Annotated in this window: 14 protein-coding genes; 6 read left to right on the top strand and 8 right to left on the bottom strand. The window is 45.4% G+C overall.

Going from position 1 to position 12,610, the window contains the following annotated elements:
- Window positions 1-75: 75 nt before the first annotated feature.
- Complete coding sequence (locus tag CUN85_RS00455; protein ID WP_135387886.1) at window positions 76-375, top strand: carboxymuconolactone decarboxylase family protein; 300 nt, start codon at window positions 76-78, stop codon at window positions 373-375.
- A gap of 69 nt (window positions 376-444) precedes the next feature.
- On the opposite strand, the gene CUN85_RS00450 is transcribed toward CUN85_RS00455, so the two are convergent.
- Window positions 445-921 (bottom strand): TspO/MBR family protein, encoded by a 477-nt coding sequence (locus CUN85_RS00450; RefSeq protein WP_167848739.1) that lies wholly within the window; start codon window positions 919-921, stop codon window positions 445-447.
- A gap of 144 nt (window positions 922-1,065) precedes the next feature.
- On the opposite strand from CUN85_RS00450, the gene CUN85_RS00445 reads away from it, so the two are divergent.
- Complete coding sequence (locus CUN85_RS00445; RefSeq protein WP_205804314.1) at window positions 1,066-1,281, top strand: DUF5652 family protein; 216 nt, start codon at window positions 1,066-1,068, stop codon at window positions 1,279-1,281.
- Window positions 1,282-1,289: 8 nt separating this feature from the next.
- Here CUN85_RS00445 and cfbB read toward each other — a convergent pair whose 3' ends face one another.
- The 7 genes from cfbB to CUN85_RS00410 form a co-directional block, all read right to left on the bottom strand.
- Window positions 1,290-2,753, bottom strand: coding sequence for a Ni-sirohydrochlorin a,c-diamide synthase (gene cfbB, locus CUN85_RS00440; protein WP_135387882.1), 1,464 nt, complete (start codon window positions 2,751-2,753; stop codon window positions 1,290-1,292).
- Window positions 2,754-2,765: 12 nt separating this feature from the next.
- Complete coding sequence (gene cfbC / locus CUN85_RS00435; RefSeq protein ID WP_135387881.1) at window positions 2,766-3,560, bottom strand: Ni-sirohydrochlorin a,c-diamide reductive cyclase ATP-dependent reductase subunit; 795 nt, start codon at window positions 3,558-3,560, stop codon at window positions 2,766-2,768.
- Complete coding sequence (cfbD, locus tag CUN85_RS00430; RefSeq protein WP_135387879.1) at window positions 3,557-4,693, bottom strand: Ni-sirohydrochlorin a,c-diamide reductive cyclase catalytic subunit; 1,137 nt, start codon at window positions 4,691-4,693, stop codon at window positions 3,557-3,559. The genes cfbC and cfbD overlap by 4 nt, the downstream gene beginning before the upstream one ends.
- Window positions 4,694-4,911: 218 nt before the next feature.
- Window positions 4,912-6,288, bottom strand: coding sequence for a coenzyme F430 synthase (gene cfbE, locus CUN85_RS00425; protein ID WP_135387877.1), 1,377 nt, complete (start codon window positions 6,286-6,288; stop codon window positions 4,912-4,914).
- Between the two features lie 144 nt (window positions 6,289-6,432).
- Complete coding sequence (locus tag CUN85_RS00420) at window positions 6,433-7,059, bottom strand: DUF2150 family protein (protein ID WP_135387875.1); 627 nt, start codon at window positions 7,057-7,059, stop codon at window positions 6,433-6,435.
- 92 nt (window positions 7,060-7,151) lie between these two features.
- Complete coding sequence (locus tag CUN85_RS00415) at window positions 7,152-7,601, bottom strand: UPF0179 family protein (protein ID WP_135387873.1); 450 nt, start codon at window positions 7,599-7,601, stop codon at window positions 7,152-7,154.
- A 21-nt stretch (window positions 7,602-7,622) separates the two neighbouring features.
- Window positions 7,623-8,681, bottom strand: coding sequence for an NAD(P)-dependent glycerol-1-phosphate dehydrogenase (locus CUN85_RS00410; protein WP_135387871.1), 1,059 nt, complete (start codon window positions 8,679-8,681; stop codon window positions 7,623-7,625).
- Between the two features lie 172 nt (window positions 8,682-8,853).
- On the opposite strand from CUN85_RS00410, the gene CUN85_RS00405 reads away from it, so the two are divergent.
- The 4 genes from CUN85_RS00405 (at window position 8,854) to CUN85_RS00390 (ending at window position 12,469) form a co-directional block, all read left to right on the top strand.
- Window positions 8,854-9,705, top strand: coding sequence for a DUF63 family protein (locus tag CUN85_RS00405; RefSeq protein WP_135387869.1), 852 nt, complete (start codon window positions 8,854-8,856; stop codon window positions 9,703-9,705).
- A 23-nt stretch (window positions 9,706-9,728) separates the two neighbouring features.
- Window positions 9,729-10,334 carry a stage II sporulation protein M gene (locus CUN85_RS00400; protein ID WP_135387867.1) on the top strand — a complete coding sequence of 202 codons (606 nt, stop codon included), beginning with the start codon at window positions 9,729-9,731 and terminating at the stop codon, window positions 10,332-10,334.
- A gap of 84 nt (window positions 10,335-10,418) precedes the next feature.
- Window positions 10,419-11,576, top strand: coding sequence for a formate--phosphoribosylaminoimidazolecarboxamide ligase family protein (locus tag CUN85_RS00395; protein ID WP_135387865.1), 1,158 nt, complete (start codon window positions 10,419-10,421; stop codon window positions 11,574-11,576).
- Between the two features lie 137 nt (window positions 11,577-11,713).
- Window positions 11,714-12,469, top strand: coding sequence for an RAD55 family ATPase (locus tag CUN85_RS00390; RefSeq protein ID WP_135387863.1), 756 nt, complete (start codon window positions 11,714-11,716; stop codon window positions 12,467-12,469).
- Window positions 12,470-12,610: the final 141 nt, after the last annotated feature.

Genomic DNA, 12,610 nt, shown 5'->3' with positions numbered 1-12,610 from the left:
AAAAGAAAAATAGTTAAGCGCTCAGAGAGCATTATATAATGGAATCAAAACACTGGAATTAATGGAGATATAGAAATGCAAGAACACCCCTTAAAGACGATAATGGATGCAGACCCTGAATTGTTCAACCTTACAGAGATAACCCGCACAACAGCACTTGGAGAAGGCAGCATTCCCCTTAAGTATAAATTGCTTATTGCAATGGCCCTTGATGCTGCCGCCGGTGCTGCAGACGGAGTAAAAGTACTTGCAATGCAGGCCATGGCCGAAGGAGTCACAAAAGAAGAGATAATGGAAGCTTTAAGGGTTACTCAGTATGTAGCAGGAGTGGGAAGTGTATATGTAGCTGCAAGAGGATTGCAGGACGTACTTTGAAGATGAGAACAGACCTATGAACGGATCCAGACCTGGCAGACTGCCAGAAAAACATACATTTCAGGACCTTCAAGGGTTAAGTACGAAAAAGTAATAATTCAGCAGGGCTGCAAAGGATACCCATACAATATAAGGTAAAAGCAACAGCCCTGCAGTCCGTGATATTCTGTAGAATGACCATATTGTGGCTATTATAGCCAGCCACAGGAAAACTATCTCGATAAGTCCCAGAAGAGGAGACCGCAGACCGAAGAACAATATGGACCAGAGAAAGTTCAGGAATAACTGCAGGCCGAAAACACCCATTGCTATTCGGACATCACGGCTCCCCCATCCTTTCTTCCATACAAGGTAAAGAGCAAGCCCCATCATCAGGTAAAGAATCGTCCATACCACCGAGAACGTCCAGCTCGGCGGCACAAAGAAAGGTTTCTCAAGAGACGCATACCAGGTCGGAATCGCAGATGCTGTGAATATAGCCCCGAGTATCCCTGCAAGTTGACAGATAACAATTGATGCAATCAGTTTCTTCCAGTCTACATCCACGGTATCCAGACTACCACCTTGCTATAGTTTTAGTCTGAGTGCTTATATTTGCCCCGGTATCAAAATTATGCATGACAGACAAATAGCACAATAATTATTATCATAACAGAAGTAAATTATCTCCGGGTGGAAAATGTGGTTTATATGTCATATATGCCAACTGATGTCCAGTCGACGGCATTCTGGGCCATCATACTGATTCTTGTAATCCGGGAGATCGTATGGAAAGGCATTGGCCTGTGGAAAGCTGCAAGAAACAAGCAGAAATACTGGTTCATTGCGATGCTGATAATAAACAGTGTAAGGATAATTCCAATAATTTATATATTTCTATTCCAGAAAGGGAAAAAAGGGATATAATACATAATTCAATTTTTCCCCATAATGAAATCCACAAAGCTTCCCGCGAATTCCCTGTACGAGCTCGCGACCAGATGAGCATAACAGCCCAGCGTATTGTTCACTGTCAGCCCGTCCCAGCCATCGATAATACCGGTACCGCGGGAGAGTCTGATAGCAAACTTCGCATCCCCGGGAATATCGGTGATCTCAGAGTGATGGAATTCATGGCCGCGGAAGGAGTTGTCTGCCCGGCCGATAACAGTATCCATTGCAAGAGAGCCGACATTATAGCTGACTACGCGCTTATGGCCCATTAGTGTGTGTCCGGGGAGCGCCCCCACCATTTCATGGGTGGACTCGGGCATCTCAGCCATGTGATGAGAGCCCATGCCTTTTACTCCCGTACTCAATCTTTCTGTCAGGTACATCAGGCCGCCGCACTCTGCGTAGATAGGCAGGCCAGAGCGTGATGCACCCAGGATGTCCTCACGCATGGAAACGTTGTTCTCGAGCTCTGCTGCGAAAAGCTCTGGATAACCACCGCCCATGTACAGGCCGTCCACATCCGGGAGCTTGCTGTCGTGGATGGGGCTGAAGTATTCAATCCGGGCTCCTGCCATTTCAAGCAGTTCGAGATTGTCATGGTAATAGAAATTGAAAGCCTCATCCAGGGCAACACCTATGACCGGGCGGTTCCCTTTGATTTCCTGTGGAGAGAAGACCGACTTTGAAGGCCTCTCAAGGCCGGGAGCCTCATGAGCCATTTCCAGCAGGCGGTCGATCCGGACACCTTCTTTTATAGTATCTTTGATAAATTCTATCCTCTCATCGAAATTATCTGCCCGGCGGCGTTCCTCGATAGCAGGTACAAGGCCTAGATGCCTCATGGATATCTTCATGGAACCGTTACGGCGTATTACTCCGATAACAGGAATACCTGTATAATGTTCAATCGCCTCGGTGGCCTTTTTTGCATGTCTCGGACCGCCTATATTGTTGAGGATGACACCTGAGATATGCACATCCTTGTCGAATTCCTTAAAACCACTCACCAGGGCAGCAGCAGAGCGGGTAATGCTTCTTGCATTGATGATAAGGATAACAGAACATTTCAGTAGCTTTGCGATCTGAGCAGTGCTGCCTGTATCCGTAAAACTGTCAAAGCCTTCATACAGTCCACGCACACCTTCGATAATGGCTATATCGGCCTCCCCGTCAACCTCTGCACCATGGATGAAGACATCCCTCACACCTTCCCCGTCCATCAGGAAACCATCGATGTTACGGGCTCTGCGACCTGTTATCTCAGTATAGTAACTCGGATCGATATAATCCAGCCCCACCTTATACGCCTGGACTTTATATCCGGCCTCAGTAAGGGCTGCGAGCAGGCCAATGGTGATAGTGGTCTTACCCGAAGAGGAACTGCCTGCTGACAGGATTATCCTCGGGATGTTCTTTGTTTGCTGATCAAGAGAGTTGCCGGACATTGTGATCGACCTTCACCGCGTTAGTTCACGCAACCTTTCATCTTCAAGGGCTGTAGGCATGACCGAACTGTCGTTGGCCATGATAGCGTGTGCAAGCTCACGATAAGTGACTGCAATTGATGAATAAGGGGCTTTTTCAATCACAGAGAAACCGTCCCTCTCACAATCCTGGACAATCTGCTCTTTTGGAATGAAAGCCATAAGCTTGCTGCCAATCTCCTCCGAGAACTTCCGGACGATTCCCTCTTCCCTGGTTACGCTCCTGGAATTACAGATAATGCCGGATAGCGGGGTATTTATCTTCGCAAGTCCCCTGCATATATTATTTGCAGCATAGAGCGGCATGTATTCACCTGATGTGAGGATGTAGGCTTCATTCACCAGCCCCTTGCGTATGGGTGCTACAAACCCGCCACAGACAATGTCACCCGGCACATCATAGATTATCAGGTCCATATCGGCCATGGAATTACAGGCTTTACTCAATTTCTGTATAGCAACGATGATACCGCGTCCTGCACAACCGATACCCGGCTCAGGTCCACCAACCTCCACGCATTTAACGCCCTTGTAGCCTTCAAAGACGATATGCTTCTCGGTGACTTCTAGCTTCTGTCTCAGAAGATCGAGGATAGTAGGTATCCTCCTGCCACCAAGCAGCGTGATGGATGAATCGCTTTTAGGATCACATCCGATTATCATTACACTGTAGCCCTCGTCGGCACAGGCTGCTGCAACATTGGAAGCAGTGCTGGATTTACCGATGCCGCCTTTGCCGTATATGGCGATTCTCTTCTGTGCCATTATAAAAGCTCCTTATTCTTTTCAAACATATCCTTTGCAACCTCACGTATAGTTGCACCGAACTCAGATTCCACAATATGGTTCACACCAAGCGTTTTCGGATGCAGGTCTATTTCCACGATAACGTGCTCGTGCCCCATTTCCTTTAACGGGATCACCTGTCTCGGCCCATTGGTAACGGATATAACCTCCATTCTCTGAAGATTGTCCATAGGTACTGCATGAGGGACACCGGTAATGACAGCAAAGTCAAAATCACCATATTTCTCCGAAATCAGTTCACTTACCTTTTCACCAGCTATAGGATACTCATCCATGCCGCCGATATTCTCATGGATCATGACACCTTTTCCCCTGAAATCGTCCATTATGCTTTTTGCGTGGTGGCGTACACGGGGAAGACCAACGTTGTCATCCACATTCGCCATATTGGTGACATTGCCCTCCTTGCCAAGCTGTGCAGCGACCTCGTTGATGGCAACAGTAACGTCAGCGAACATATAACCGGTCTCTTTCTTTGCATTCATGATGGTCAGGCAGCGCTTACCCTCTTTCAGGTAGTTGACCACCTTTTCGGCAACCTTGTACTTCACATCACCTCTGGAAGGTTCCAGGTATTCCCTGCTAGCCGCACCATGCCGTTTCTCAACATTGGTCGCTTCCTCAAGAAGGAATTTCTGCCTTGCAAGCTCCTCTGCATCGATAATACCCGCATCACATGCGGATTCCAGTGCCAAAAGAACACCTTTTGTGTTATTTGGGTATCCTGCATGCACTTCAACCTCTATTATAGGTACATCCAGGTTTGCATCCTGAACGGGTTCGTGAAGTTCTTCACCGATTATCATACTGGCACATGTTCCCACCACACCGATAAGTCTGGGCCGGAACATCTCATTGACCTTTGCCAGCAGTGAGGAAAGCTCATCACGCCCACCAAAAACAAATCCGTTCTCATCAAGAGCCGTTGTCACAACATGTATGCCGTCTTCTTCAAGAAGCCTGGCATGCTTGAATGAACATCCCGGCGGGCCGTGAAGGATAGCAACATCAACATTCAGGTCACGTAACGTATATAGCGCCGCCACGATAGAACTTGGCCGCGGATGTATGATCGATATCTCATTTCCCATCATAGTCATTCCGTAACTTTGTTTGATAAATATTATTTGATATGCATAATTGATTGTCGCAGTTCCTTTGGAACTTATATTCAATTGTTATTAATATGAATATAAGTATGAAATCGTATACTAAAAGGACTGCAATTTTTCTGCATTATCTACTTCTTCATCTTATAAAAGCATCGTTCATTCTACAAAAAAGAATACCTTTGGAGCGGAACATCTGGCAGTCATCTGAAACATTTCACACAGGAAAGGATAAGGTCACCCCGGGAGGATAAACGGAGAGCATTTTCAAGACCCTCTTCCAGATGAGATGCATAGAGAACCCTTTCATGCGTAACGGACCGCATCCTCTCACCAACAAGTATGAGGATATCAATTTCCCCGATCTTCCTGTTAACTAATTCCGCCACATCTTCAGGAGGAAGACCCTCACACACCTGCGCAGCCTCCTCTCCAAGAACAAACATTACTTTCCCAGTCCCCCTGTTACCAAGACGTTTCAGCCCGTAATCCAGGGACTTCTCAGCAGAACGTATATCCATTCCCGAGTTAGAGTTATCTATCAGTATCCTGCCATCAAGTCCCCGTTCCTGCATCCTTCCCGCAAGACCTGTAAAACCGGACACTACATCAACAATAATATTAGTATCAACCCCCATATGCAGGGCAACCGCACCTGCTGCTGCAAAGGCAGTAGTATAGGATGAAGCATTGTAGAAAGGATTCAAATCAACAGCAAAGTTGATAGTATCAGAAGTAAACACAATTTTTTTCCCGGAGAGATTCGCTTGCAGACCGGATGCCAGTTCTTTCGAATCACTGAATGTGAAGAAATCCCTACCAAGTTCCTGAGCCATTTCAGCAGCTTTTTTGTCCCTTGCGTTCAGGAATAGATCACTTCCCTCTTTTCCATGCCTGACCATGCTCAGCTTTGCATCGCTTGCCATTGAGCTGGACCTGGCGATAGAATAATCAGGTTCCAGTGTTGTGATAACACCGATATCCGCATAGCCGGTGCCTCCTATGGACACCTCGAAGATGCAACAATCAATTTGCATCTCCGCGGATTTTAGTATGTCAATAGCAGGCAGAATGCTGCCGGGTGCTATACTGAGCCCGGAATGTATCATATCCGCTTCACCGTCCTTCCATACTTCCACCCCTCTGGAAGTATGCAGGACCACCACCATGACCCGCGAGATCATATCAGCAAGAAGAGATGCAGTGCTGGTCTTTGCCTTAGAACCGGTCACCTCGATGACCTTAACACCATCAAGGACCCTTCCATGTGACAGTATCATTCCCACTGCACGGTGATGGCTTATAATATCCTTGCCCTGTTCCCTTGCAGACCTGAGCATCTCATATGCAGGATCCAGGTGTACCGGACTTACCACAAAATCAAAGCGATCTATAGGAACAGCTTTCTTTGAAACTTTTATCCCGTAATCCCTCTGCAGTTCACTAAGAGTTCCATCGTCCACAGTGTCGTATACATCCACTGCAGTGACATTCACGCCATATTGTACGAGTTTGCGGGCAATGAACAGGCCAGCGTGGGTCAGGTCAAGAACCGCAACATTATTTTTAGGAAAAAACATGAAACCTCGAAAGATAAACGGGTTTTACGGAAACACCAAGCCCGGTTATATCGGACTTATTTCATATGCATATAAGTTATTCCCATAAAGACCCGGCAAAAATGCAGACCAGCCTGAACAAAACAGTGAAGACGAATAGAAGTACTAGCAGGCCTCGTCGTCCTCTTCATCTTCTTTATAACTGTCAGAGCCTACCATTGCAGCCGATATAGACTCTATTCCATCGAGCCATTCTGCCACCAGGCCGTAGGGAACTTCTTCAAGGGTCTTATCGGACAGATCATTTCCTTTCAGGACCAGTGCACCGATCTCTGCAACGGTTGCAAGAGCGATCTCAATGTCATCCGATCCTTCTGCCTCAAGAGCAACCTTTACGAGGTCATCGACACTGTCCTTTTCATCATAATCACTAGTCAGATAGCATTCACATGCTGCAAAACTGCCTATCAGGGATGTCTGAAGAGAATCGATCATAAGATCTGCATCCTCGGAGATCGGCTCAACCTCAGCCAGTGCGATATCTCTTATACGAGATAACATCTGCATTGCATTATCGGCAGATATCTGACCTCTGTCATATTTTGCAATTATCTTCAAACAGGCAAGGATGATGTCGTCTTCCATATTGACAAAGATCGCTCCTTCTTTTCCCTGCGGCTCTTCGGACTCCTCAAACTTGAAATCGCTTTGCTTGACCTGGTTCAACCAGTTCGTCCAGCGTTCTTCTGTATAAAAATCATGGTGAAGAGACTTATCTTCGGTATCAGACATTTCCTTACCTCTACTTTTTGAATTATTAACCGTGGGTCTTTGTTATTATTGATACGATTTATGCTGTCGTACAAAATACATTCGAGACAAACTTACAAATTAAGTTCTACTTTTTTCAGTGAGCAGCCTGACAGGAGTCCTTCATCGATACTGTCAATGACCTTGCTGACAGTACACTTGTCCCCGTTGTTGATGCCTTCCGGATTTATCAGGTCATAAAGACTGTCATCGAAATCCGTGCATTTCGGACGTTCGTAGCTGATCCTGGCACCGGCAATCGCTTTTTTTGAATCGATGGCAGCCACCACAGGAGAACTCACAACCTCTACCGCAAGGACTCCACTATCGTGGATGAAGCATTCATGAACCGTATCACTCCTGAGCTTTACGACATGGTACTTGCGTCCGGGCTCAAGGCTCAGACATGTTCTTTTCAGTTTGCATTTTTGGCACTCACGTGACTCGCCGAGGAATACGAACTCTTCCCCTTCTTTTGCAAGTCTTGAGCCAACAAGAGTGATCATGGTATCTGTATCTGTCATTTGGTCACCTTGAATAATTGATCATGAGATTACTTTCGTTATACGTGCTACTTTTTCAGCTGCTGCAGGCGTCAGGCCTGTGCCAAGTATAGTGTATCTTTCCGGACGGATAGTATGTGCAACAAGAAGCGCCTCTAATATATACTTATCTTCAATACCAAGTTCTTCAGCAGTCGTAGGTGCTCCTATGACCTCAAGACATTCCTTTATCCTGCACCAGTCGCCACCATGCAGATACATTATCATAATTGTTCCAAGTCCGCACTGTTCACCATGTAAGGCGTGTTCCGGAGCCACCATATCCAGGGCATGGCTGAACATATGCTCAGACCCGGATGCAGGCCTTGATGAACCTGCAATGCTCATGGCAACACCACTGGACACCAGGGCTTTTACAACCATCCGGACAGAACTTTCCAGATCAGGCTTTATGGAATCTGCCGAATCGATCAGTATTCTCGCAGTCATCAGGGACAGGGCTGCAGCATATTCACTGAAAGGTTCATTGGTCAGGCGATGTGCAAGTTCCCAGTCCTTCACAGCAGTATAGTTTGAGATGATATCACCACACCCTGCTGCAAGCAGGCGGTAGGGTGCCCTGGATATTATCTCGGTATCAGCGATTACCGCCATGGGTGCGTTCGCCTCTACAGAAGTGGTTTTACCTTCACTGCGGATAGAGGCCCTGGAAGACACGATCCCGTCATGGGAAGCAGCAGTGGGGACGCTCAGGAAAGGTACATCGACCTGGGTGGCTGCAAACTTTGCAACATCTATCGATTTTCCGCTGCCAACACCGACAAGGTATGAGGCTTTGTGCTCTATAGCTTCTTTTTTAACTCTTTCAACCTCCGACATGGAAGCATCTGTGGAAGCCACTATATGCACATTGTCGCCGCAATCCGAGAGAAGATCGCAGACGACATCGCCTGCTATCTTCTTAGTAGTAGTACCTGTAACTACTAAAGGATCATTTCCAAGTTTCAGATCTTTGCAAACATCATTGATGTCATTGATGACACCATGACCAACCAGCACATCTCTGGGGAGTTGCATCCATTTCTTCATTCCATCTTGCATCGGGATCAATTCTATACCTGCTGGTTTATATCTGAATATATCTCTTTAATATGCATTATAGAAGACCTGCCCTTATAAAATGATACCTGTTATCAGACGGACATTTTCCCATAAACTATTAAATGTTGATTGTATTAGGATATTCCTATATTATCTTACTGCTGTGATCTAAATGGTTTCATTCATAGAAGAAATAAACCGGCTCGTTAATGAGTACTATATCGAACCTATTTTACAGGATAGTGGCTACAATATTGTTAACACGATCACATGGGCAATTATTCTGGGAATCTGCGTATTCGGGATAGTAAAGCTGCTTAAGAGATATGATGTCAGTATCAATAAAAAGTTGACAGGCTCCCTGATACCTTACATACTGGCAGGTGCATCTTTCAGGGTCATAGAGGACACAGGTGCACTTGAACCTCCTGTCAGTTATCTTCTCATAACACCGAACATCTATTTCGTTTCGGCTTTCATCACGATCATATTCCTGTTCATATCGAGACGGATATCCAGAATGGACAACAAGAGAGACTTCCATAAAGTCTTCGCTTTTCTGGGGACCGTTTGGTTTGCTGCCAACATCGTTGCCCTGTTATACCTGGAAGATATAGTATTGCCCTGGGTCCCTTTCCTTGTGATCAGTGCCGCAGGTCTGGTCCTGTACCTTTTGTATTTTATATTTGACCGGGCAGGTTCTTCGATGCTGAAGAGCAAGCTTAATCTCTCCATAATGATGGCTCATCTGCTTGATGCATCTTCCACGGTTGTTGGCGTGGATCTTCTGGGGTATTATGAGAAACATGTAGTGCCTGCCTACCTTATAGACCTTACAGATACCGCGCTGGTAATGTATCCGTTAAAACTTTCAATCTTCATACCAGTAATATATATACTTGACACCCAATTTGAGGATGATGAGGAGTCAAGGACTCTTAAAGAGTTCCTGAAATTAGTTATAATTGTACTCGGGTTAGCACCTGCATGCAGGAATACGATCAGAATGACTTTGGGGATCTAATTCAGCAGGGAGTAGGGGAAACCATGTTTAATCAAGAAAGCAGAACTACTTTTAGAACTTATGTTGGAGAGCTCAAACCATACATTGTGATCAGCACATTCCTTTTTGTGCTGTCAATGGTTGCCGGCTACATTGGATACGGACTCAGCCCGGATTATTCCGCAGGTTCACTTTCAGGCCTCGAGGAACTCGCAGAGATGCTTCAGAGCCTTTCAGCCATTGAGATAATGCTTTTAATATTTTTTAATAATGCCATAAAGATGTTATTTGCGATACTTCTCGGACCTGCATTTGCTATAGCGCCATTTGCATTCCTGGTGATCAATGGGTTTGTACTGGGTGTTTTTGCCCATATCCAGATAATTGAGAATAATCTGTTCTTCATTATTGCAGGCCTGACACCCCATGGCATAATAGAGATACCCATGCTGATCATTTCATCAGCCATCGGGATAAAACTCGGCCATGAGACTTTCAGGACAATCACTGGCAAACCAGCCAACCTTACAGAGGAGTTTACAAAAGGGTTGAGGCTTTTTATTTACGTACTCCTGCCCCTGATACTCATTGCTGCAATAGTCGAGACATTTATAACGCCACTGGTAATTTTCCTTGTTTCGGGGATCTAAAGCAGAGAAAGCAGGCCAGATAGATGATGTGAACAGATTTATTAACCACCATATACATCTTCCGGACAAGATCGAGGTCATAAGATGATAGACAGAAAAGAAATCATAGAGATTATCGAAGGTTATGATACTGACAAATTAAAAATAGGCACTGTCGCCTCACATTCAGCACTGGATATATTTGACGGTGCCATTGAAGAAGACCTCAGGACATTGGCAGTTTGTCAGGAAGGACGTGAAAAAACATACACCGACTACTTCAGGTCCCAGAGGGACACCAATGGAAAGATTATCAGAGGTATAGTTGATGAGTCTTTGTCCCTGGGTAAGTTCAACGAGATCATCAGACCTGAGAACCAGCAGAAACTCATCGACAATAACGTCCTTTTCATCCCCAACAGATCATTTACTTCTTACTGTGGTATCGACGATGTAGAGAACAAGTTCAAGGTTCCGCTTGTAGGCAGCAGGAATATGCTCAGAAGCGAGGAGAGAGGAATGGAAAGAGATTATTACTGGCTGCTTGAGAAGGCAGGCCTGCCATTCCCTGAAAGAATAGAGGACCCCCAGGATATCGATGAACTTGTAATGGTCAAACTCCCCCATGCTGTCAAGAAACTTGAAAGAGGGTTCTTCACTGCAGGCACCTATGAAGAATATCTTGCAAAGTCACGGGCACTCCTGAAGCAGGGCGTGATCACACAGGAAGCGCTTGAGAACGCAAGGATCGAAAGATACATTATAGGCCCGGTTTTCAACCTGGATATGTTCTACTCACCCATCGAGTCGGAAATGAACAAACTTGAGTTACTTGGCGTGGACTGGAGATTCGAAACCAGCCTTGACGGTCATGTCAGGTTGCCTGCACCCCAGCAGATGAGCCTGGCAGAGCATCAGCTCACTCCTGAATATACAGTATGCGGTCACAATTCTGCAACCCTGAGAGAATCACTTCTTGAGGAGTCGTTCCTGCTTTGTGAAAAATATGCAGAGGCTGCAAAGAAATACTATGACCCAGGAATAATAGGTCCTTTCTGTCTGCAGACGTGTGTTGACAAAGACCTGAATTTCTATATATATGACGTGGCACCGAGAGTAGGCGGCGGAACCAATGTTCATATGTCAGTTGGCCACCCCTATGGGAACACACTCTGGCGCAAACCCATGAGCACTGGCAGGCGCCTTGCACACGAGGTACGCAGAGCACTTGAGACAGGTCAGTTTGATAAAATTGTGACTTAACCTGGAAATCCACCATATTTAACCAGGGGAGCAAAACAAAATTTTTTTTGTATACCCCCTGCTTTTTTTGATAGCTTGAATGACCGAAGACGACCATAGAACCTTTTTTATATAATTAGATATATTATATTCTTCATATGCCTGTTAAAAGAGTCTCAACGGGAATATCAGAACTTGACGACTTACTTGATAGAGGGTATCCGAAGGGGCACGGCATTCTTATCAGTGGACCCCCGGGCGCAGGAAAGACAATCCTTGCAACCCATTTTCTTCACCAGTCCTGTAAAGACGGTAAAAAGTGCATGTTAATGCTGACACATGTGAATGTTGAAAGTTTTCTGGAACAGGCAGAGAACATCGGTTTTGATTTTAAGAGATGCCTGGATAACGGGACACTTCTGATTACAAAGTCTTTCGAAGTCCGTACTAACAAGATACATAATGCTTCCAGATTGGGAAGTGGCATCGGTTTTGTTGAGAAGGACTGTGTTGAGAACGTACAGGAAATACCTGATGATGTAGAGATCGTGGTCATTGATAACCTTGATATGTTATCGCTGTACCACAGCGTTGAAGAATTTGCAGACAAGTTCTTCACGATCAATGATATACTTTCTTCAAAAAGATGTACGACTCTTTTTCTCATCGGGCAGGAAGAATCAGATATAAAGCACCGTGTCGCAGAACACATATCCTTCGGGAGCATAATGCTCTACACCAACAGGAACGGGAGAAAAGGAAAAGGCCTGAGGCAACTCTATATTCCCAAGATGAGGTGTACTGATCTATCTCTGGAACCCACAAGCTTCAGGATAACGCCTTCGGGTATAAAGATAGAAAAGATATTCCAGAGAGATGATATATTAAGGGAAGCACTCGGATCGGCTGTTTGAAACACCGCACCAGCTAATTTTTCGAGCCTTACTCATCTCAAGTAGCTCCATTTATCATTATAGTGAGGGTATTCTGCAGGAGCAAATTATTTACTATATAAAGAGAATAGTGGTAAGTTCAGAATATGGCAGATAAGTTTG

It is taken from the genome of Methanolobus halotolerans, assembly GCF_004745425.1.
Lineage (GTDB): Archaea > Halobacteriota > Methanosarcinia > Methanosarcinales > Methanosarcinaceae > Methanolobus > Methanolobus halotolerans.
The sequence above is the reverse complement of the archived record's forward strand: the minus strand, read 5'-3'. Positions and strand labels throughout refer to the sequence as shown.